Consider the following 21,547-nt stretch of genomic DNA (forward strand, 5'->3'; position numbering starts at 1 on the left):
CTTCTCGACCTGTCGCGCCGCTTCGGCGTGCAGTCCGAAGAGGGCATCCACGTCGTGTACGACCTCACGCAGGAAGAGCGGGCCCAGCCTCAAAAGAGGCGGGACCCCATCCGCGTACGAAACAGCGTCAGCGAGAACGCTTCGCCAACCGCTCCACGTCCAGCAAAATCACCGCGCGAGCCTCGAGCCGGAGCCAGCCGCGCCCGGCGAAGTCCGCCAGAGCCTTGTTGACCGTCTCGCGGGACGCGCCGACCAGCTGGGCCAGCTCTTCCTGCGTGAGGTCGTGCACGACGTGGATGCCCTCTTCGGACTGCACGCCGAAGCGGCGCGACAGGTCGAGAAGAGCACGGGCCACACGCCCGGGCACGTCGGAGAAGACCAGATCGGACATCTGGTCGTTCGTCTTGCGCAGGCGCCGAGCGACGGCACGCAGCAGCGCCGCGGCCACCTCGGGCCGTGCGTTCAGCCACGGCTGAAGGTCGCCGTGGCCCAGGCCGAGCAGCTTGACCTCGGTGAGCGCGGAGGCGGTGGCCGTACGCGGACCCGGGTCGAACAGCGAGAGCTCACCAATGAGCTCGCCGGGGCCGAGCACCGCGAGCATGTTCTCGCGCCCGTCGGGTGAGGTCCGGTGAAGTTTCACCTTGCCCTCGGTGACCACGTAAAGGCGGTCTCCAGGGTCACCCTCATGGAAAAGCGCATCTCCGCGCGCGAGCGTCACCTCACTCATGGAGGCGCGGAGTTCCGCCGCCTGCTCGTCATCGAGCGCCGCGAAGAGCGGGGCGCGCCGCAGAACGTCGTCCACGAGTTCTCTCCTTGTCGACCTGCATCAGGGGACCGTGTTCCCCATTTTGCCGGACGGTCCAAACAGTGTGATCAGTCACAAGTCTGCCGCACTGGCGTCGCATGCTGTGCGGGAGGGGGCCAATTGGGGGCCGATCCATGAGGTCCGGGGCGGATGTCAGTGTCGGGCTCTAGGCTGGCCGGGTGTCCAAAAAGCCGGTGAGAGCACAGGCCAGACGGGCTGGGAAGGCGACAGCCCGCCCAGATTCCGCTGTGGGCGAACATACTTCCACTGAGCCAGAGAATGCGACAAAAGGGACAAGGGTGCCACCGGTGAGCAAGCCTTCGGAGAAGAATCAGGCCACTACCGGCGCGACGAAATCCTCCCCGGCCAAGAAGGCGGCTCCCCCGGCCAAGAAGGCGGCTCCCGCGAAGAAGGTCGCCCCCGCGGCCAAGAAGCTCGCCGCAGCCAAGCAGGCCATCCCGGCGAACAAGGCCACCCCCGCCGGCAAGGGCGAAGGCCAGAGCAAAGCCAAGGGCAAGGCCAAGCCCGAGTCGCACACCGCCCTCGTCCGCCGGGCCCGCCGCATCAACCGTGAGCTCGCCGAGGTGTACTCGTACGCCCACCCCGAGTTGGACTTCGAGAACCCCTTCGAGCTGCTCGTCGCCACGGTCCTCTCCGCGCAGACCACCGACCTGCGGGTGAATCAGACGACCCCGCGCCTCTTCGCCGCGTACCCGACCCCGGAGGACCTCGCCGCCGCCAGCCCCGAAGAGGTCGAAGAGCTGATCCGGCCGACCGGGTTCTTCCGGGCGAAGACGAAGTCGATCATGGGGCTCGCCGCGGCCCTCAGGGACAACCACGGCGGCGAGGTCCCCGGCCGCATAGAAGACCTGGTCAAGCTCCCCGGCGTAGGACGCAAGACCGCGTTCGTCGTGCTCGGGAACGCCTTCGGAGTCCCCGGCCTCACCGTGGACACCCACTTCGGGCGGCTCGTCCGGCGCTGGAAGTGGACCGAGGAGACCGACCCGGTGAAGGTCGAGGCCGCGGTCGCCGACCTCTTCCCGAAGAGCGAGTGGACGATGCTCTCGCACCGCGTGATCTTCCACGGCCGCCGGATCTGCCACTCCCGCAAGCCTGCCTGCGGTGCCTGCCCGATCGCCGACCTCTGCCCGGCGTACGGAGAGGGCGAGACCGACCCCGAGAAGGCGAAGAAGCTCCTGAAGTACGAGATGGGCGGCCTGCCGGGCCAGCGCCTCAAGCCCCCGCCGGACTATCCGGGGAAGGCCGCGCCCCCGCTGGGCGCCGTATGACCGAGGAACGAACCGAGGGTTCACAGGCGTTGTCCACAGTTGGACGGGGGTGCCGATGACGCACGCGAGCGACACGAGCCAGACAACCGACACGAGCGACACGTACATGAGCGATGGGAACGGCTTCCAGGGACCCGGCGGCACAGCCGGGCCCCACGGCGCAGGCAGCCCCAACGGACACGTGCGCCCCGTGCGCCTCACCACCGAGGGCATCCCCGCCTGGCTCGACCCCGTGGCCCGCGCCGCCGAGACGGTCCGTGCGACTCAGCTCAGCCGCTTCCTGCCCCCGAAGAGCGGTGCCGGACGCCAGTCCGCCGTGCTGGTCCTCTTCGGAGAGGGCACGCGCGGCCCCGAGCTGCTCCTGATGGAGCGTTCCGGGAACCTGCGCGCGCACGCCGGACAGCCCTCCTTCCCCGGCGGCTCCCTCGACCCCGAGGACGGCGATCCGCTGGACGACGGGCCTCTGCGCGCCGCCCTGCGCGAGGCCGAGGAGGAGACCGGACTCGACCCCCGAGGCGTCCAGCTCTTCGGCGTGCTGCCCAAGCTCTTCATCCCGGTGAGCGACTTCGTGGTGACCCCGGTGCTCGGCTGGTGGCGCACGCCCACCCCCGTGGGCGTCGTCGATCCGGCCGAGACGGCCCGCGTCTTCACGGTCCCCGTGTCCGATCTCACGGATCCCGACAACCGCGCGACGACGGTTCATCCGAGCGGCCACCAAGGCCCGGCCTTCCTCGTCGAATCCGCTCTGGTCTGGGGTTTTACGGCTGGAGTGATCGACAGAATCCTGCACTTCGCAGGCTGGGAGCGCCCCTGGGACCGCACCAAGCAGGTGCCGCTCGACTGGCGCGCATGACAAGGTTGCGGGGACGTGGCGACCGCGATGCGAGGCGAGGATTGAATCGGTGAATGTGCTGGACATCCTTCTGGTGGTCGCCGCCGTGTGGTTCGCGGTCGTCGGTTACCGCCAGGGATTCGTCGTCGGCATCCTGTCGGTGATCGGGTTTCTGGGTGGCGGACTCGTCGCGGTGTACCTGCTGCCCGTCATCTGGGGCGCTCTCACGGACGACGAGGAAACGGTGAGCACGACGGCCGCCGTCGTGGCCGTGGTCATCGTGATCGTCTGTGCCTCCATCGGCCAGGCCTTCACCACGCACTTGGGCAACAAGCTCCGCCGGTACATCACTTGGCAGCCGGCCCGCGCCCTGGACGCCACGGGCGGCGCCCTGGTCAACGTACTGGCGATGCTCCTCGTCGCCTGGCTGATCGGCTCCGCCCTCGCGGGCACGACGCTGCCGACGGTCGGCAAGGAGGTGCGCAGCTCCAAGATCCTGCTCGGCGTTTCACGCACGCTGCCCGACCAGGCCGACACCTGGTTCGCGGACTTCTCGTCGGTCCTCGCGCGCAACGGCTTCCCGCAGGTCTTCAGCCCGTTCTCGAACGAACCCATCACCGAGGTCCAGGCTCCCGATCCCAAGCTCGCCAAGAGCGAGGTCGCCACGAAGGCCAGGCGCTCCATCGTGAAGGTGCAGGGCGAGGCCCGCGGCTGCGGCAAGGTCCTGGAAGGCACCGGCTTCGTCTTCTCCGAGCGCCGCGTGATGACCAACGCCCACGTGGTCGGCGGCGTGGACGAGCCGACGGTGCAGATAGGCGGAGACGGCAGGACGTACGACGCGAAGGTCGTGCTCTACGACTGGGAGCGCGACATCGCCGTACTGGACGTGCCGACCCTCCAGGCGCCCGCGCTGGAGTTCACGTCGAAGGACGCGGTCAGCGGTGACAACGCGATCGTCGCGGGCTTCCCGGAGAACGGTCCGTACGACGTCCGCCCCGCGCGCGTGCGTGGTCGCATCACGGCCAACGGCCCCGACATCTACCACCGGGGCACCGTGCGCCGCGACGTGTACTCCCTCTACGCGACCGTCCGGCAGGGCAACTCGGGCGGCCCGCTGCTCACGTCCGAAGGAAAGGTCTACGGAGTGGTCTTCGCGAAGTCGCTCGACGACCCGGACACCGGATACGCCCTCACCGCCGACGAGGTCCGCGAGGACATCGAGGCAGGCCGCACCGCCAACCAAGAGGTCGACAGCGAGGGCTGCGCGCTCTAGCGGGGCGCAGTCGGGGGAGCGGTCGGATCAGCCGCGCGTACGCCTTGCTTCAGCCGCGCGTACGCCTGTTCAGTCGCGCGTATGCCTCAGCCGCGCCGAGACCCAGCGGGCCCTGCGGCGCAGGATGTGGGGAATGCCGATGCCCTGAGCGGGGCCTTCATGGCCCGGATCATGGGGCCCGCCCCTCTCACGGCTGTTCAGCGCGATGGCTGAGCGGCGGTTGCGTGCTGCGTCACTGTAGTCGTGCGTCCAGCCCATACCCCGACGTGTGCCCGTGCCCCAAGGTCGGTAATCGCGCCCACGGGCCCCAATTGGCCTATGCGGGGGGCAATTGGCCGTTCGAAGGACAGGTGTTCGCATGGCGCCGAACCGGGGCTCGTCGGGCCTATCGGTCCGGCTCGGGATCCTTCAGCCAGTTGACCAGCTCGGTGGAGAAAGCGACAGGGTCCTCCTCCTGCGGGAAGTGCCCCAGACCGTCGAACAGCCGCCACCGGTAAGGCGCTTCGACGTACTCGCCCGAGCCGGCGGCGCTGCGTGTGCGCATCACCGGGTCGAGCGAGCCGTGCAGATGCAGCGTGGGAACGCGTACAGGGCGCTTCATGCGCCGGTTGAACTGGATGCCGTCGGGACGGGCCATCGACCGCACCATCCAGCGGTACGGCTCGACCGAGCAGTGCGCCGTCGACGGGATCGTCATGGCACGGCGGTAGGTCTCCACCGACTCGTCGTCCGGCAGCCGCGGCCCCGACCAGTCCCGCACCAGACGCCCCACCAGAGCGGCGTCGTCCGCGACGAGTTGACGCTCCGGAACCCACGGCCGCTGGAACCCCCACACGTACGAGGCCGCGGAGGTCTGCTTGCGGTCCGACAGCATCGCCGAGCGCCAGCGCCGCGGGTGCGGCATCGAGGAGACGGCGAGACGGCGCACCAGCTTGGGGCGCATCACCGCCGCCGTCCACGCGAGGTACCCGCCGAGGTCGTGCCCCACGAGCGCGGCGTCCGGCTCACCGAGCGACCGCACGACGCCCGTGATGTCGAGCGCGAGGTTCGCCGGGTCGTAACCGCGCGGCGTACGGTCGCTGCCGCCCACGCCCCGCAGGTCCATCGCGACCGCACGGAAGCCCGCGTCGGCGAGCGCCACCATCTGGTGCCGCCAGGTCCACCAGAACTGCGGGAAGCCGTGCAGGAGCAGCACGAGCGGCCCATCACCCATCTCGGCGATGTGGAAGCGGGCACCGTTGGCGGCGACGTCCCGGTGGGTCCACGGTCCTTCGATGCGTACGAGTGACGTCGGTTGGGCCGGATGGGGGGCGGGCGTGGCGGGGTCCGTCATGAAGACGAGCGTGCCACAGCCGCAGCCTTCTCACCGCCACGGTCGAGGGTGGCGCCCACGGTGGGCGCGGGGGTCATCGAACGCGGGTGCGGCTTCACGTTCTGCAGTACGGCAGCCGTCTCCTTGGCCGAAGCGGCGGCCTTCTGCGGACCCTTGCCCTTCTTGGCCTTCTTGGCGAAGACGACGCCGATCAGGGCGAGCACCCCCGCGACCAGCACGTTAGCCGCGAAGGAGAGCACGAAGCAGATGGCCATGTTCCAGCCGCTCCAGGTGCGGATGCCGTACGCCAGGGCGAAGCTCAGCATCGGCAGCGAGAAGAGCAGCACCGCCCCCGCCGCGGCGAACGCGCCACCGCCTACCGCACCCCGCTTGACGTCCTGCCGCAGCTGGGCCTTGGCCAGCGCGATCTCGTCGTGCACAAGCGCCGACATCTCGCTGGTCGCCGTGGAGACCAGCTGGCCGAGGCTGCGTTCGGTGCCGACGGGCCCGTCGGGTGCGCTCATCGCTTCTCCCCATTCTCCGTAAGCCTGCGTAAGCCTGCTCACATACGTCTGTTCCGGTACGACCGCTCAGCTCAGTCTGCGCAGTCAAGTCTGCTCAGATCATGCCGGACCGTCGTCTTCGGCGCGTGCCCCGGCCGACACTTCGGCAAGCCTGCGGTGCTCGGCCGCCTTCTTCTCATAGATCGCGGCCATCCGCAGGTGGTACTCCGGCTTGTCCTGTTCGTACACGTCCGGGATGCCGTCGAGGTCGTCGTCGCGCTCCTCGGCGTCGTACAGCGCGCGGTAACGGGCATTGCGCATCTTGAGCAGGATCCCGGAAAGCACGGCCGCGATGAGAGAGCCCATCAGGACGGCTGCCTTGATCTCGTCGGTGAGCAGCGGGTCATCGGTGAAGGCGAGTTCGCCGATCAGGAGCGAGACGGTGAAGCCGATACCGGCCAGCGAGGCGACCGCGAAGACGTCCGGCCAGGCCAGTTCGTCGTTGAGTTCGGCCTTGGTGAACCGTGCCGCGAGCCAGGTGCCGCCGAAGATGCCGACCGCCTTGCCGACCACGAGGCCGAGCACCACGCCGAGCGTCTCCGGCTGGCTGAACACGTCCCCGAGTGCGCCGCCCGACACCGCGACACCGGCGCTGAACAGCGCGAACAGCGGTACGGCGAGTCCCGCGGAGAGGGGACGCACCAGATGCTCGATGTGCTCACCCGGGGAGTGCTCCTCGCCCTCGCGGCGGCTGCAGCGCAGCATCAGGCCCATCGCGACACCGGCGATCGTGGCGTGGATGCCGCTGTTGTACATCAGCCCCCAGATGACCAGGGCCAGCGGGACGTAGACGTACCAGCCTCGTACGTTCTTGCGGAGCAGCAGCCAGAAGACGACGAGGCCGACGACCGCGCCGCCGAGCGCCGCGAAGTTGAGGTCGCTGGTGAAGAACACCGCGATGATCAGGATGGCGAAGAGGTCGTCGACGACGGCGAGGGTGAGCAGGAAGGCGCGCAGCGCGGACGGCAGCGAGGTGCCGATGACCGCGAGGACGGCGAGCGCGAAGGCGATGTCCGTGGCGGTCGGCACCGCCCAGCCGGCCATGGAGCCACCGCCGACCGTGTTGACCAGGACGTACACGAGAGCGGGTGCGGCCATGCCGCAGAGCGCTGCGATGACGGGCAGCGCGGCGGCCTTCGGGTCGCGCAGATCGCCCGCGACGAGCTCACGCTTGAGTTCGATTCCGGCGACGAAGAAGAAGACGGCGAGCAGTCCGTCGGCCGCCCAGTGCTCGATGGAGAGGTCGAGGCCGAGGGAGCCGGGCCCGAAGTGGAAGCCGCTCACGGACTCGTACGATCCGCCGGCGGTGTTCGCCCAGATCAGTGCGGTGACGGCGGCGACGAGGAGGAGGACACCGCCGACGGTCTCGGCACGCAGCGCGTTCGCGACGAAGTTCCGTTCGGGCAGCGAGAGCCGTCCGAGAACCTTGTGCTTGTTGGGGGGTGTGTTGGTGGGTGCGGGCGCGGCCACGGGGGTCGACCTCCGGTCGGTAGGCAGGACAAAACACTTGCCGACCAGACTTCCCGGCGCACCAGTTGCTGCTTGTCTTCTTCTTGTCGCGTTGTTGACGTGGTCCTCAGCGTACTCAACGTGGGCCTGACGTGCGCGAGGTCTATCCGGTGATCTTCACTTTAAGCACAGAAGGGCCACCCGGCGCGGTGCCGGATGGCCCTTGGGTGCGGGGGCACGGGCTGCCCCCGCGGATCAGTCCTCGCTCGGCGCGGCCGGCAGCTTGGTCTGGATCAGATCCATCACGGAGGAGTCCGTGAGCGTGGTGACGTCACCCAGCTCGCGGTTCTCGGCGACGTCGCGGAGCAGCCGCCGCATGATCTTCCCGGAGCGCGTCTTGGGCAGCTCGGCCACCGGAAGGATGCGCTTCGGCTTGGCGATCGGGCCAAGGGTCGTGCCGACGTGGTTCCGCAGGTCCGCCACGAGGCCCTCGTCGTCGGCGTTGGCGGTTCCCCGCAGGATCACGAAGGCGACGATGGCCTGGCCGGTGGTCTCGTCCGCGGCGCCCACGACCGCGGCCTCGGCGACCGACGGGTGCGAGACGAGTGCCGACTCGACCTCGGTGGTGGAGATGTTGTGCCCGGACACGAGCATCACGTCGTCCACCCGGCCGAGGAGCCAGATGTCGCCGTCCTCGTCCTTCTTGGCGCCGTCCCCGGCGAAGTACTTGCCTTCGAAGCGCGACCAGTACGTGTCGAGGAAGCGCTGGTCGTCGCCCCAGATGGTCCGCAGCATCGACGGCCACGGCTCGGTCAGGACGAGGTAGCCGCCACCGCCGTCCGGCACTTCGCGCGCCTCGTCGTCGACGACGGTCGCGGCGATGCCGGGCAGGGCGCGCTGGGCGCTGCCCGGCTTGGTCTCGGTCACGCCCGGCAGCGGCGAGATCATCATGGCGCCGGTCTCGGTCTGCCACCAGGTGTCCACGATGGGGCACTTGTCGGCGCCGATGTTCTTCCGGTACCACATCCAGGCCTCGGGGTTGATCGGCTCACCGACCGACCCGAGGACCCGCAGGCTGGAGAGGTCGAACTTCGCGGGGATGTCGTCGCCCCACTTCATGAACGTACGAATGGCCGTCGGCGCGGTGTAGAGGATCGTCACGCCGTACTTCTGGACGATCTCCCAGAAGCGCCCCTGGTGCGGGGTGTCGGGCGTGCCCTCGTACATGACCTGCGTCGCGCCGTTCGCCAGCGGGCCGTACGTGATGTACGAGTGCCCGGTGACCCAGCCGATGTCCGCCGTGCACCAGTAGACGTCGGTCTCCGGCTTGAGGTCGAAGACGGCGTGGTGGGTGTAAGCGGCCTGCGTGAGATAGCCGCCGGAGGTGTGGAGGATGCCCTTCGGCTTACCCGTCGTACCCGACGTGTAGAGGATGAAGAGGGGGTTCTCGGCGTCGAAGGCCTCCGGCGTGTGCTCGGCGGACTGGCGCTCGGTGAGCTCGTGCCACCACACGTCGCGGCCCTCGGTCCACGCCACGTCCTGGCCGGTGCGGCGCACGACGAGGACGTGCTCGACGGAGCTGCCCTCGCGCGACACGGCGTCGTCGACCGCGGGCTTCAGGGCTGCGGGCTTGCCCCTGCGGTAGCCGCCGTCGGAGGTGATGACGACTTTGGCGTCGGCGTCCTTCACGCGCGTGGCGATGGCGTCGGCGGAGAAGCCGCCGAAGACCACGGAGTGCGCGGCACCGATGCGGGCACAGGCCAGCATCGACACGACGGCCTCGGGGATCATCGGCAGATAGACGGCGACGCGGTCGCCCTGCCGGACGCCCAGCTCGGTCAGCGCGTTGGCGGCCCGGCTCACCTCGTCCTTGAGTTCGGCGTAGGTGATGGCCCGGCTGTCGCCGGGCTCACCCTCGAAGTGGATCGCCACACGGTCGCCGTTGCCCGCCTCGACGTGACGGTCGACGCAGTTGTACGCGACGTTGAGCTTGCCGTCGGCGAACCACTTCGCGAACGGCGGGTTCGTCCAGTCGAGTGTCTCGGTCGGCTCGGTGGCCCAGGTCAGCCGGCGGGCCTGCTCGGCCCAGAAGCCGAGCCGGTCAGCCTTGGCCTGTTCGTACGCCTCCGCGGTGACGTTGGCGTTGGCCGCCAGGTCGGCCGGCGGCGCGAACCTTCGCTCTTCTTTAAGAAGGTTGGAGAGGGAGGACGGCTCGCTCATACTTCCCTCGCCTTCCTCAGAAGGTTGGCCAGGCTTTCGTTGCTCACGACATCTCCCATTCCCAGGGTGTCCGTTGTGTCCAAAGCCACAGCTCATCAGACCGGAACCCCTGGTGACAAGAGCTTGCCGAAAATTGGTTTAGACCTTTACTCGCCCTGGCGGTTCCTCGCGCGGTTCTCCCTGATGCGGTGACGGTGTCACCTGGTCGAATACGTCGTCCGGGCTGTCGGTCAGCAGATAGGCCTGCGCCTCGCCGACATGGAAGTACATGCCATGCAGTTCTAGGGAGCCCTCGGCCACGCGCCGCGCCACGGACTCGTGGCCGCGCAGATGCGTCAACTGCTGGACCACATTGGTCAGGCAGAGCTGCTCGACCGCGTCGGCGGGGGCCCGCCCGGCGAGCCGCGCCCAGCCCTCCTTCTCGTGCGCGGCCATGCGCTCGAGGCTCGGCACCCCGTGCCGCAGCCACCGCTTCAGGGGCGTCTGGGCGCCCCCGGGCGGAGTGGTGAGCAGCGCCTGCATCGCCCCGCACCCGGAGTGCCCGCACACCGTGATGGACCGCACCTGCAGCACGTCCACCGCGTACTCGATCGCCGCGGCCACCGAGTCGTCGCCGCTCTCGGCGCCCGGCAGCGGGACGAGGTTGCCGACGTTCCGGACGACGAAGAGGTCGCCTGGGCCGCTCGACGTGATCATCGACGTGACGAGCCGGGAGTCGGCGCAGGTCAGGAAGAGCTGCGAGGGCTGCTGTCCCTCGCGTGCGAGCCGGGCAAGCTCCCCGCGCACGTGCGGCGCCGTGTTCCGCTGGAACGCGCTGATCCCGCTCGCCAGTTGATGCCCGCTGGGTCGCGTCTCGCCCTGCGGAACTTCCTGGGGGCGGTCGCAGTGGTGGTTGCGCCAGGCCGTCCAAGGGCGGCAACAGGAGTGCGACGCTCCGCCAGGCTCCCGGCCCCGGTCGAGCGAGGGATAGCCCTTCGCGGGTTCGGCCATCCGCGTCCCGGCGCGCCCGGTCACCTCGACGGTGCCGCCCTGCGCGGTGTGCGCGTCCTGCCAGCACTGCAGCGCTTCGTATGCCGCGTGGTCCATGAACGATCCGTCCAGCTCGATGATGGCCGAAGCGCCGTGGGGCACAAGATGCAGTGCCCTGCTGAGGCGCGGCACGGCAAGGAAGGTCAACTGCCCGCGCACGCGCACGTGGTGGACACCGTCCTCTTCGGTGTGGGTGATCCGGGTGCGGGCGAGGCGGTGCAGCGCGACGGCCACGGCGACGGCGACACCGATGGCCACGCCTTCGAGCACACCGAGGAGGACGACGCCGAGTGTCGTGGTGGTGTACACGAGGATCTCGCGGTGGCGGGTGATGGTGCGGATGTGGTTCAGGTTCACCATCTGGATGCCGACCGCCATCACCAGGGCGGCCAGCGCGGCGAGCGGGATCAGCTCAAGCAGGGGGACCAGCAGCAGGGCGGCCACTACTACCCAAACGCCGTGCAGCATCGTGGAGTTCCGGCTGACGGCGCCCGCTCGTACATTGGCCACGCTGCGCACCGCGACCCCGGCGACGGGGAGCCCGCCGAGCGCTCCGGACACGGCGTTGGCGGCGCCCTGGCCGAGCAGTTCGCGGTCGAGGTCGGAGCGGATACCGCCGGCGCGCGGGTCTCGCCGCGCGGAGACGAGCTTGTCCACGGCGACGGCGCCGAGCAGTGACTGCACGCTGCAGACCAGCGTGACCGTGAGGACGGCGGCGACGAGCCCGAGGGCGGGCCCCTCCGGCATGCCGAGCAGCGCGTGACTGCGCCACGACGGCAGGTCGACCTTGGCCACGCTCAGCCCGGCGACCACGGCGACGGCCGTGGCCGCGGCGACGCAGACCAGGGGAGCCGGTACGACACGGAGGGCTTTGCCCGTACGCCCGGGGATCCGCGGCCAGAGCAGCAGGACCGCCAGGGTCAGCAGGCTGATCGACAGCGCCGCCGGATGAAGGTCGGCCAACTGGGCGGGCAGGCCACGGAGGTTGTCGACGACGGAGCTCTGCGGGGTGCCGCCGAGCACGATGTGCAGCTGGGCGACGGCGATGGTGACACCGATGCCGGCCAGCATGCCGTGTACGACGGCTGGGCTGACGGCGAGCGCGGTGCGGGCCACGTGCAGGCAGCCGAGGCCGAGTTGGCAGAGCCCGGCGAGAACGGTGATGGCGCAGGTGGTCCGCCAGCCGTACTGCTGGATGAGGTCGGCGGTGACGACCGTGAGCCCTGCGGCGGGGCCGCTGACCTGCAGCGGTGATCCTCCGACCCATCCGGCGACCAGGCCGCCGACGGCGGCGGCGACCAGGCCCGCCTGAAGCGGCGCTCCGGTGGCGAGCGCGATACCGAGGGACAGCGGAAGAGCGATCAGGAAGACGGCGATCGACGCGGAGACGTCGGCGCCGGCGATGCGGAACTTACGGAACTTGCCGGGCGGCGGCGCGTGGGGCTCGTGGTCGCGTGAGGCGTGGGCCGAGTCGGTGGCATGGGTGGGGACGCAGGCAGACATGTTTTCCCGTCTCCTCCGGGGCGGCGCGGTCGCGGGACAGGGGGCTCTCCGGGGGTCACCGGAGGGCGGGGTCGCGGCCGTGGGTCACGGCGTTGCAGCGGCGGGATTCTCAACTCTCGGTAAACGAATCGTAATGGAGAGTAAAGGTCGTGGATAGACAAACAGAGCAAATGGGGCATTAGATCACTCCGGAGGGTGAATAAAGCATTTTGTCGGCTTGTCGTACCACGTGGCTCATGGCCCCATGCGACGTTGGCGGCGCTGCGGCTCATTTCCGGACAAATGACTCCAACCGGCTTCCGTGGATGAGCCCTGAAGCGCCCCGCGGGCTCCCTGCAGCGCCCCTGCAGCCGTGCCCCGTTCGAAGCCGACTTGAAGGAAGAAGGTGGGCGGAAGATGGCCGCCACCCATAGGACCCAGCGGATCGCCGCGGGCACCACCGCCCTCGTGGCCTGTGTCGCGGTACTGGCCGGTTGCTCCAGCGGCGACACCGGCACCAAGGCAGGCGCACCGGGCGCCAAGAAGGCGTCTCCCGCCCCGGCCCCCAAGAGTGCGGTCCGCATGATCGGCGACGGCTCCACCGCCTTCACCGGACGTCAGCCGCACCTGCCCAAGCCCGAGCGGCTGAGACCCGGCCAGAAGCCGCCCCAGTTCGTGGTCTTCTCCTGGGACGGCGCGGGCGAGGACAGCCAGAAGCTCTTCTCGCACTTCCGCAAGGTGGCCAAGCGGAACGACGCCACGATGACGTACTTCCTCAGCGGCGTGTACATGCTTCCTGAGGCGAAGCGGAAGCTCTACGATCCGCCGGGGCATCAGGTCGGCAGCTCGGACATCGGCTTCAACGACCGCAAGGGAATCAAGGAGACCGTGAAGCAGCTCCGCGGCGCCTGGCTGGAGGGCAACGAAGTGGGCACCCACTTCAACGGCCACTTCTGCGGCGCCGGCCGCGGGGTGGGCGAGTGGTCGGTCGACGACTGGAAGAGCGAGATCAGCCAGGCCAAGTCCTTCGTGAAGGCCTGGAAGACGAACACGGGGATGAAGAAGGCGCAGCCGCTGCCCTTCGACTACGACAAGGAACTGATCGGCGCCCGCACTCCTTGCCTCGAAGGCCAGAAGAACTTCATGCGGGCGGCACGCGATCTGGGCTTCCGCTACGACACCAGCGGCGTCAACAACCAGGTGTGGCCCAAGAAGAAAGAGGGGCTCTGGGACCTGTCGATGCAGCTGGTCCCCATCCCCGGCCGCAAGTTCGAGACGCTGACCATGGACTACAACTTCATGGTGAACCAGTCCGGCACGACGTCGCAGGGCGACCCCAGCAAGCACGAGTACTGGGGTGACCAGATGCGCGACGGCCTGCTCGAGGGCTTCGACCGCGCCTACAAGGGCAACCGTGCCCCGCTGATCATCGGCAACCACTTCGAGTCCTGGAACGGCGGCACGTACATGCGCGCCATCGAGGAGACGATCGAGACGGTCTGCACCAAGCGCGGCGTGCGCTGCGTCTCCTTCCGCCAACTCGCCGACTGGCTCGACGCCCAGGACCCGCAGACCCTGGAGCGCCTCACCAAGCTCCCGGTCGGCAAGGCCCCGAAGGAGGGCTGGGCGTCCTTCCTCTCCGCCCAGCCCGCACCGGCCCCGAAGGGTGTACCGGGCGCTCCGGCGGACAAGCCGTAGCCCTTCGCCGCAGCCCCCTTCGGCCAGTTCAGGCCGTGGCGACGGTTCGCTCACGCAGTACGAAGTCGGGGTCGACCTGGGCAGCCAGGTCGGCGCCGACTCGTTCGTTGCCCCAGCTCTGCGCGTTCTTCAGGTGGAAGTGGACCATCTGACGGGTGTACTGCTCCCAGTCCCTGCGGTCGTACGAGGCGTCGACGGCGCTCTGAAGTGCCTGCAGGGCGCGGCGGTTGTCGTCCTCCAGGAACTCGAACCGGGGCGGGCGGCCCTTCTCCATGGCGCGCACCCAGTCCGAGTGCCCGACCGTCACCAGGAGGTCGTCGCCGACCTGCTCGCGCAGGAAGTCGATGTCGTCCTGGCCCTGCACCTTGTTGCCGACGACCGCGAGACCGATGCCAAAGTCACGTGCGTATTCCTTGTACTGGCGATAGACGGAGACCCCCTTGCGGGTCGGCTCGGCCACCAGGAACGTCATGTCGAAACGCGTGAACATGCCGGACGCGAAGGAGTCCGAACCCGCGGTCATGTCGACGACCGCGTACTCGTCGCGCCCGTCGACCAGGTGGTTCAGGAGCAGCTCCACCGCTCCCGTCTTGGAGTGGTAGCAGGCGACACCGAGGTCGGCTTCGGTGAACGGCCCTGTGACCATCAAACGCACGGCCGCGTCGTCGAGTTCCACCGGCCGCGCGCACGCGTCGTACACGGGGTTGTCCTCGCACACCCGCAGGATCCGCGAGCCCTCACCGGGCGGTGTCGTCTTGATCATCGTGTCGGCGGAGGCGATCCGCGGGTTGGAGCCGCGCAGATAGTCCTTGATCAGAGGGAGGCGCCCGCCCATGGCGGGCAGGGCGGCGGCGTCCGCCTCGTCGAGCCCGAGCGCGGGGCCCAGGTGCTGGTTGATGTCGGCGTCCACCGCGAGGACCGGTGCTCCGGCGGCGGCGAGGTGTCGGATGAAGAGCGAGGACAGCGTGGTCTTCCCGCTGCCGCCCTTCCCTACGAAAGCGATCTTCATGTTCACCAAGGGTAGCCGGACGATCACCTGCCGTATCGATGCGGCGTGAAGAAGACCACTCCTTCGTGGAGCGGGCGCCGGGGGTGCGTAGGGTCGTACTCATGAGTACGACAGCCGATCCGCTCGCGGCCCTGGGCGCACTGCCCGGCGTGGCCGACTCCGTGGACTCCGTGCGCAAGGCCGTGGACCGGGTCTACGGCCACCGGATCATGCGGCGCCGCAGCAATGAGATCACCTCGGAGGCGGCGCTGCGCGGCGCACGCGGCTCGGCGGCGCTCTCCGGTGCCGACTGGGCACTCGAAGAGGTACGCCGGCGCAGCGACTTCGGCGGCGACGGCGAGGCCCGCACGATCGGCGCGGCCCTGCGGTTGACCGCGGAAGCCGGTCAACTCCTGTCCATCTGGCGCCAGTCACCGCTCCGGGTCCTCGCGCGCCTCCACCTGGTGGCCGCAGCGGAGAACGACGAGACGGCGGGGCGGCCCCGTCTGGCGGGCGAGCCGGTCGACGAGCCGCTGGTCGAGCTGGAGGTGCCTGCCTCGGACGAGGTTGCGGGCCGCCTGGAGGCCCTTTCGCAGCTGATCATCGCGGGTGGCTCGGCGCCGGCGCTCGTGACCGCGGCCGTGGTGCACGGGGAACTGCTCAGCCTGCGCCCCTTCGGCTCGTACAACGGGCTGGTCGCGAGGGCGGCCGAGCGCATCGTCCTGGTGGGCAGCGGCCTCGACCCGAAGTCCGTCTGCCCGGCCGAGGCGGGCCACGCGGAACAGGGGCGCGCGGCCTACGTAGGGGCGCTCGACGGCTACGCGTCCGGGACGCCGGAGGGTATGGCGGCCTGGATCGCCCACTGCGGGCGTGCGGTGGAACTGGGGGCCAGGGAGTCGACGGCGGTCTGCGAGGCGATGCAGCGCGGCGCGGCCTGAAGGGCCCGGACACAGGGTTGCGGCGGTACGAAGAACTCTCGTACCGCCGCTGGCATGTTCACCGGGTTACCAAGCGTCCTCGAAGGTTGCCCATCAGGTCGGGAACTTTGCCCGTCACCTGGTGCGGCTGGCCCGTAATCGACGGGTCGACGTCGCGTGGGTGCTCGGTGTTCATGCTTCGGTCCGTGGGGCCTTGATTGCGTTTAAAGGTCATCCTCTCGGATGTCCTTGGTCTCGCGGGCCGTTGACTCCTTTGTACTCCTGTCCTGGGGTGAGCGGAAGTCCTGGCGCTACTTCTTTACTTTTAGGTTCAAACGAGGGTGAATCGGGCGCGTGAACTCCTGCGACGGCTCACAAACCACACAAGGCCCGCTGTGGCCGCCGCGGCGCTCACGGCTGCCACCGCGACGAGAGCGGGCCGGGACGGCTTCTGGCGCCGTTCCTTGAGCCGGACCGGGCGGTGGAAGTCGAGAATCGGCCACCCGCGCGCGAGAGCCTCACGACGCAGTGCGCGATCGGGGTTGACCGCGTGCGGGTACCCCACGGACTCGAGCATGGGGATGTCGGTCGCCGAGTCGCTGTAGGCGTGGCAGCGGTCGAGGTCGTACCCCTCGGTCCTCGCGAGCTCCTTGATCGCGGCCGCCTTGGTGGGGCCATAGGCGTAGTACTCCACCTCGCCGGTGAAGCAGCCGTCGTCGCCGACCACCATCCGGGTCGCCACCACCCGGTCGGCGCCGAGCAGTTCGCCGATCGGCTCCACGACTTCGGCGCCCGAGGTGGAGACGATGACGACGTCCCTGCCTGCGGTGTGGTGCTCCTCGATGAGGGACGCCGCCTCGTCGTAGATGATCGGGTCGATCAGGTCGTGCAGCGTCTCCGCGACGATTTCCTTGACCTGCTGCACGTTCCATCCGCGGCACAGCGCGGACAGGTACTCGCGCATCCGCTCCATCTGGTCGTGATCGGCTCCGCCGGCGAGGAAGACGAACTGTGCATATGCGGTTCGCAGAACCGCCCTGCGGTTGATCAGCCCGCCTTGGTAGAACGACTTGCTGAAGGTGAGTGTGCTCGACTTCGCAATGACCGTCTTGTCCAGGTCAAAGAAGGCGGCTGTGCGAGGCAAGGAGTGGTTTTCCACAAGAGCGAGCATAGGCGCCCACCATTCGGCGTAAGGTGAGGCGCGTGGGTTTGCCTGAGAAGGCTCTCGGGTACACCATGGAAGTCACGGATCGTTCGCGACCGTGCTAACCCGGTCTGGCTCCTCCCCCCCCGAGTCGGACCGTGGGGACGACCCCCGCTCTCCCCCCCGGCGGGGGTCGTCGCATGTCCGGATGGGTTTTCCGGGCCCCTTTCGAACCTCATCTGATCGCCAGGCGCCGTCTGACGGCTGTTTCGACGATCTTTCGCATGCTCAAGATTCGTCACCGTGTGTAGCCGTGAGGCTGCTCTGTGGAAGCCTTCGAGATGTCACCGGTATGGGTGAAGGGGATATTCACAGCCTGCGTCTTGTCCACAGTTATTGACCAAGATCCACACGTTATCCAGGACCGCTGCACGCTGATTCCGCTGGTTCTGCACGCGAAGTTCATGGCCGGATTGCTTTGGCCGACTCATCGCTGATGTGGAACGCGGCATTCAACGGGCTTGCAGTGAGAGGGGGCTGGAGATCGTGGCTGGAGTGATGACACGTGACGGGTCGCCGTCGTCCGACGGACGGCAAGGCGGACCGCTGATCGTCACGGAGGACGTGGACCTGCTGGACGACCTGCTGCGGCTGTGCGCCGCCGCGGGGGCGCGGCCCGAGGTGCAGCACGGCGTGCCGGAGCGCAGAGGCGGCTGGGACGCGGCCCCGCTGGTGCTGGTCGGGGACGACGCGGTGCACCGGGTGCGGGGCGCCGCGCGCAGGCGCGGGGTCGTGCTGGTCGGGCGGGACCAGGACGACTCCGGGGTATGGCAGCGCGCGGTGGAGATCGGCGCCGATCATGTGCTGGTCCTGCCCGACGGCGAGCGATGGCTGGTGGACCGCATCGCCGATGTCGCCGAGGGCGTGGGGCGGCCCGCTCTCACGGTGGGGGTGATCGGCGGCAGCGGAGGAGCCGGCGCCTCGACGCTGGCCTGCGCCCTTGCCGTCACGGCGGCCCGCGCGGGGCGGCGCACGATGCTGGTGGACGCCGACCCACTCGGTGGCGGGCTCGATGTGCTGCTCGGCGGCGAGGCGGCCGACGGACTCCGCTGGCCCGCCTTCGCGCAGTCCAGGGGTCGGGTCGGCGGGGGCGCGCTGGAGGAGTCACTGCCCGAGCTGCACTCCCTGCGGGTCCTGAGCTGGGATCGGGGCGATGCGGTGGTCATTCCGCCCGAGGCCATGCGGGCGGTGGTCGCCGCGGCCCGCAGGCGGGGAGGCGTGGTGGTCGTGGACCTGCCGCGCCGCGTGGACGAAGGAGTGGCCGAGGCGCTGGCCCAGGTAGACCTGGGGCTCCTGGTGGTTCCCGCGGAGCTGCGCGCCGTCGCGGGGGCCCGGCGGGTCGCCTCGGCGGTGGGAATGGTGCTGCGGGACCTGCGGGTGGTGGTCGGCAGGGGCGGCACCGGTCGCGCGGGAGGCGGCGGACGCGACGGCGTCGGGGTCCACGACGGCCTGGGGGGCTTCGAGGCGGAGGAGGTCGCGCGGCTGCTCGGGCTGCCGCTCGTCGGCGAACTGCCACGGGAAGCGGATCTGTTGGCCGCGCAAGCCGGGGGTGTGCCGCCCGGAGGCGCCGTGCGAGGTCCCCTGGCGCGGTTTTGCACGGCCTTCTGGGACCGGGTCCCGGTCGACGCCACCGGAGGCGGCTCATGAGCGCCGTCGTCGGGGCCAGGATGCTGGACGGAGTGCGCCTGTGGCTCGCGGAGAACGGCACGGAGCCGACTCCGGCCCGCGTCGCCGAGGCGCTGCGCGCCCAGGGAAGGGTGCTCGGCGACGCGGAAATCCTGGGCACGGCGGCGCGGCTGCGATCGGAACTGGTGGGCGCGGGGCCCCTGGAGGCGCTGCTCTCGGACGACTCGGTGACCGATGTGCTGGTGTCCGCGCCCGACCGGGTGTGGGTGGACCGCGGCGGAGGCCTTGAGCTGACCGGGGTGTCCTTCGAGGACGCGGCGGCGGTGCGGCGGCTCGCACAGCGGCTCGCGGCCGTGGCGGGACGCCGGCTCGACGACGCCAGGCCCTGGGTGGACGCACGGCTTCCGGACGGCACCCGTCTCCACGCGGTGCTGCCCCCGGTCGCCGTCGGATCGACCTGCCTCTCCTTGCGTGTCGTACGCCCCCGGGCCTTCACCCTCGCGGAACTGACCGCGGCGGGGACGGTGCCGCCGGACGGGGCCCGGGTGCTGCGGGCACTGCTCGACGCCCGGCTCTCGTTCTTGATCAGCGGCGGGACGGGTTCGGGCAAGACGACGCTGCTGAGCGCCCTTCTCGGCCTTGTCGGGCCGGGGGAGCGGATCGTGCTCGCCGAGGATTCGGCGGAGCTGCGCCCCGATCACCCCCACGTGGTGCGCCTGGAGGCCAGGCCCGCGAACCAGGAGGGGGCCGGTCAGGTCGGCCTCGACGACCTGGTGCGGCAAGCGCTGCGGATGCGCCCCGACCGGCTGGTCGTGGGCGAGGTGCGGGGCCCGGAGGTGGTCCACCTCCTGGCCGCTCTGAACACGGGACATGAGGGCGGCTGCGGCACGGTCCACGCCAACGCCGCGGGGGATGTGCCCGCCCGTCTTGAGGCGCTCGGGACGGCGGCGGGGCTCGACCGGGCGGCCCTCCACAGCCAAGTGGCTGCGGGGCTGTCCGTGGTGCTCCATCTCGTACGGGACCGGGCGGGTCGGCGGCGCATCGCCGAGGTGCATGTCCTGGAACGCGACCCCTCCGGCCTCGTGGTGACGGTGCCGGCCCTTCGGTGGGGCGAGAAGGAGTTCGTCCGGGAGAGGGGCTGGGAGCGGCTGAACTCGCTTTTGTCGACCGCGGGTTGGAGTGGTGAGGGATGAGCGCGGTGGGTGTGGCGGCGGCTGTGTGCGCGGGAGGCTCGGCCTGGCTGGTGCTCGGGCGGGACCGGGAGCGGCGGCGGACGCGGGCGGTGCTCGGGCGCGAAGCCTTGGCGGAGCCTTCGGCATGGCGGCGGGCGGTGCTTCGCGTCGGCGGCCGGGTGGGGCACGAGTGGTGGTCTTTGGCGGGTGGGGCGGTTGTCGCGCTGCTCGGGGAGTCCTTGCTGCCGCTGGTCCTGGGAACGGCCGGGGTCCCGCTGATACGGCGCGTGCGGCGGGGCAGGGACGCCCGGCTCGAAGAGGAGCGCCGGGCCACCGAGGTGATCGCGCTGTGCGGGGCGCTCGCGGGCGAGGTGCGGGCCGGGCGGCAGCCGGGGGAGGCGTTGAGGACCGCGGCGGCCGGGGCTGGTGCCGGGCTCGGTGAGGCGCGGGCCGGAGTGCTGGCGGCGGCGCGGTTCGGCGGGGATGTGCCGGGGGCGCTGGAGGAGGCGGCGCGGGAGCCGGGGTCGCAGGGGCTCGTGGGGCTCGCGGCGTGCTGGCGGGTGGCGGTGGACCGCGGCGCCGGGCTCGCGGCGGGGCTCGAGCGGCTGGAGGGCGCGCTACGGGTGGAGCGGGACCAGCGCGCTGACCTGCGGGCCCAGTTGGCGGGCGCCCGGTCTACGGCGGTGATGCTCGCGGGGCTGCCGGTCCTCGGGCTGCTCATGGGGAGCGCGCTGGGCGCGGAGCCCTTGCGGGTGTTGCTGCATACGGGAGCGGGGCTCGGATGCCTTGCGGTGGGCGGGGCCTTGGAGGGAGCCGGCGTGTGGTGGGCGCTGCGGATCGTACGGGGGGCGGAGGAGCGATGAGCCTTGTTGTTGTCCACAGGCTGGGGGTCGCCGCGTGGGGTGTGGCGGCCGTGTGGTGGCTGATGTCGGCCGCGCTCGCGGTGCGTCGTGAGCGGGCGGTTCGGGGGCGTACGGGAGCCGTGCTGGGGTTGGTGGAGCGGCTGCCGGAGGATCCGCGGAGGCATTGGGTCCGGTGTCGGGGCGTGGTGCGGGGGTGGCTGGCGGTGGCCGGGGCTGTGAGTGCCGGGTGGGTGCTGGTGGGCGGTGTCGCGGGGTGCCTGGTGGGGGTGGGCGCCGGGTACGGGGTGTGGCGTTGGTGGCGGGGGCGAGGGGCGCGCGTCGCTGAGCTCGACGCGGCGGAGGCCGCGCGGCAACTGCCGCTGGCCGCTGACCTGTTGGCGGCCTGTGTCGCTGCGGGCGCGGGGCCCGTCGTGGCCGCCCAGGCTGTCGGCGACGCGTTGAAGGGGCCGGTCGGGGAGCGGCTCGCGCAGGGGGCCGCGGAGGTGCGGCTGGGCGGTGAACCAGGCGACGCGTGGCGGCGGTTGGGCGCTATACCGGGCGCGGGCGCGTTGGCCCGCCTGCTGGAGCGGGCGGGGGACTCGGGGGCTCCGGCGGCCGAACCGGTGGCGCGTCTCGCAGCGGACTGCAGGGCGGAACGGAGTCGCGCGGCAACGGCGGCGGCGCGCAGGGCCGGAGTGCTGATGACGGCACCGGTGGGGCTGTGCTTCTTGCCGGCGTTCATCGCGGTGGGGGTGCTGCCTGTGCTGATCGGCCTGGCAGGCGGGTTGCTGAGCGGCGTCTGAGCAGCTCGACGGATTGATGTCTCGATGACGGAACGTACGGAAA

General features: G+C 70.2%; 17 protein-coding genes and 2 pseudogenes. 10 read left to right on the forward strand and 9 right to left on the reverse strand.

Annotation, left to right across the window (positions count from 1 at the left end; genetic code table 11):
* A pseudogene (locus AB0I94_RS16415) lies at positions 1–87 on the forward strand (Crp/Fnr family transcriptional regulator); the annotation flags it as partial.
* A 40-nt stretch (positions 88–127) separates the two neighbouring features.
* Here AB0I94_RS16415 and AB0I94_RS16420 read toward each other — a convergent pair.
* Positions 128–802 (reverse strand): Crp/Fnr family transcriptional regulator, encoded by a 675-nt coding sequence (locus AB0I94_RS16420; protein WP_016642758.1) that lies wholly within the window; start codon positions 800–802, stop codon positions 128–130.
* A gap of 311 nt (positions 803–1,113) precedes the next feature.
* Between AB0I94_RS16420 and nth the strand changes: the two genes are divergently transcribed.
* From nth to AB0I94_RS16435, 3 genes are read left to right on the forward strand one after another with little or no spacing between them, the layout of a single operon-like run.
* Positions 1,114–2,094 (forward strand): endonuclease III, encoded by a 981-nt coding sequence (gene nth, locus AB0I94_RS16425; protein ID WP_363310249.1) that lies wholly within the window; start codon positions 1,114–1,116, stop codon positions 2,092–2,094.
* Positions 2,095–2,149: 55 nt separating this feature from the next.
* Entirely contained in the window at positions 2,150–2,947 is a 798-nt protein-coding gene (locus AB0I94_RS16430; RefSeq protein ID WP_363310250.1) for a CoA pyrophosphatase, read from the forward strand.
* Between the two features lie 49 nt (positions 2,948–2,996).
* A complete protein-coding gene (locus tag AB0I94_RS16435; protein WP_363310251.1) occupies positions 2,997–4,199 on the forward strand; it encodes a MarP family serine protease in 1,203 nt (400 codons plus the stop codon).
* A 69-nt stretch (positions 4,200–4,268) separates the two neighbouring features.
* On the opposite strand, the gene AB0I94_RS16440 is transcribed toward AB0I94_RS16435, so the two are convergent.
* From AB0I94_RS16440 to AB0I94_RS16465, 6 genes and pseudogenes are all read right to left on the reverse strand, one after another.
* The gene (locus tag AB0I94_RS16440; protein WP_363310252.1) at positions 4,269–4,457 is read right to left on the reverse strand and encodes a hypothetical protein; all 189 of its coding nucleotides are present in this window, start codon (positions 4,455–4,457) and stop codon (positions 4,269–4,271) included.
* Positions 4,458–4,584: 127 nt separating this feature from the next.
* Entirely contained in the window at positions 4,585–5,532 is a 948-nt protein-coding gene (locus AB0I94_RS16445) for an alpha/beta hydrolase (protein ID WP_363310253.1), read from the reverse strand.
* The gene (locus AB0I94_RS16450; protein ID WP_363310254.1) at positions 5,529–6,035 is read right to left on the reverse strand and encodes a phage holin family protein; all 507 of its coding nucleotides are present in this window, start codon (positions 6,033–6,035) and stop codon (positions 5,529–5,531) included. The genes AB0I94_RS16445 and AB0I94_RS16450 overlap by 4 nt, the downstream gene beginning before the upstream one ends.
* Before the next feature lie 99 nt (positions 6,036–6,134).
* On the reverse strand, positions 6,135–7,544 hold the full coding sequence (gene nhaA / locus AB0I94_RS16455) for a Na+/H+ antiporter NhaA (protein WP_363310255.1): 1,410 nt from the start codon (positions 7,542–7,544) through the stop codon (positions 6,135–6,137).
* A gap of 234 nt (positions 7,545–7,778) precedes the next feature.
* Positions 7,779–9,832, reverse strand: a pseudogene (gene acs / locus AB0I94_RS16460) (acetate--CoA ligase).
* Between the two features lie 49 nt (positions 9,833–9,881).
* Complete coding sequence (locus AB0I94_RS16465; RefSeq protein ID WP_363310256.1) at positions 9,882–12,275, reverse strand: SulP family inorganic anion transporter; 2,394 nt, start codon at positions 12,273–12,275, stop codon at positions 9,882–9,884.
* Positions 12,276–12,671: 396 nt separating this feature from the next.
* Here AB0I94_RS16465 and AB0I94_RS16470 point away from each other — a divergent pair, with 396 nt between their 5' ends.
* Positions 12,672–13,952: a hypothetical protein gene (locus tag AB0I94_RS16470; RefSeq protein ID WP_363310257.1), complete on the forward strand. Its 1,281-nt coding sequence runs from the start codon at positions 12,672–12,674 to the stop codon at positions 13,950–13,952.
* Positions 13,953–13,980: 28 nt separating this feature from the next.
* On the opposite strand, the gene AB0I94_RS16475 is transcribed toward AB0I94_RS16470, so the two are convergent.
* On the reverse strand, positions 13,981–14,961 hold the full coding sequence (locus AB0I94_RS16475) for an ATP-binding protein (protein ID WP_363310258.1): 981 nt from the start codon (positions 14,959–14,961) through the stop codon (positions 13,981–13,983).
* Between the two features lie 101 nt (positions 14,962–15,062).
* On the opposite strand from AB0I94_RS16475, the gene AB0I94_RS16480 reads away from it, so the two are divergent.
* Complete coding sequence (locus tag AB0I94_RS16480) at positions 15,063–15,878, forward strand: oxidoreductase (protein WP_363310259.1); 816 nt, start codon at positions 15,063–15,065, stop codon at positions 15,876–15,878.
* A gap of 310 nt (positions 15,879–16,188) precedes the next feature.
* Here the strand turns inward: AB0I94_RS16480 and AB0I94_RS16485 are convergent, their stop codons facing one another.
* The gene (locus AB0I94_RS16485; protein WP_363310260.1) at positions 16,189–17,028 is read right to left on the reverse strand and encodes an HAD-IB family hydrolase; all 840 of its coding nucleotides are present in this window, start codon (positions 17,026–17,028) and stop codon (positions 16,189–16,191) included.
* 519 nt (positions 17,029–17,547) lie between these two features.
* On the opposite strand from AB0I94_RS16485, the gene ssd reads away from it, so the two are divergent.
* From ssd to AB0I94_RS16505, 4 genes are read left to right on the forward strand one after another with little or no spacing between them, the layout of a single operon-like run.
* Positions 17,548–18,708 (forward strand): septum site-determining protein Ssd, encoded by a 1,161-nt coding sequence (gene ssd / locus AB0I94_RS16490; RefSeq protein ID WP_363310261.1) that lies wholly within the window; start codon positions 17,548–17,550, stop codon positions 18,706–18,708.
* Positions 18,705–19,880: a TadA family conjugal transfer-associated ATPase gene (locus AB0I94_RS16495; protein WP_363310262.1), complete on the forward strand. Its 1,176-nt coding sequence runs from the start codon at positions 18,705–18,707 to the stop codon at positions 19,878–19,880. Before ssd ends, AB0I94_RS16495 begins: the two co-directional genes overlap by 4 nt.
* Positions 19,877–20,722, forward strand: coding sequence for a type II secretion system F family protein (locus AB0I94_RS16500; RefSeq protein ID WP_363310263.1), 846 nt, complete (start codon positions 19,877–19,879; stop codon positions 20,720–20,722). The genes AB0I94_RS16495 and AB0I94_RS16500 overlap by 4 nt, the downstream gene beginning before the upstream one ends.
* On the forward strand, positions 20,719–21,504 hold the full coding sequence (locus AB0I94_RS16505) for a type II secretion system F family protein (RefSeq protein ID WP_363310264.1): 786 nt from the start codon (positions 20,719–20,721) through the stop codon (positions 21,502–21,504). The genes AB0I94_RS16500 and AB0I94_RS16505 overlap by 4 nt, the downstream gene beginning before the upstream one ends.
* Positions 21,505–21,547: the final 43 nt, after the last annotated feature.

Origin of the sequence: Streptomyces sp. NPDC050147 (assembly GCF_040660195.1) — a bacterium.
Classification (GTDB): Bacteria; Actinomycetota; Actinomycetes; order Streptomycetales; family Streptomycetaceae; genus Streptomyces.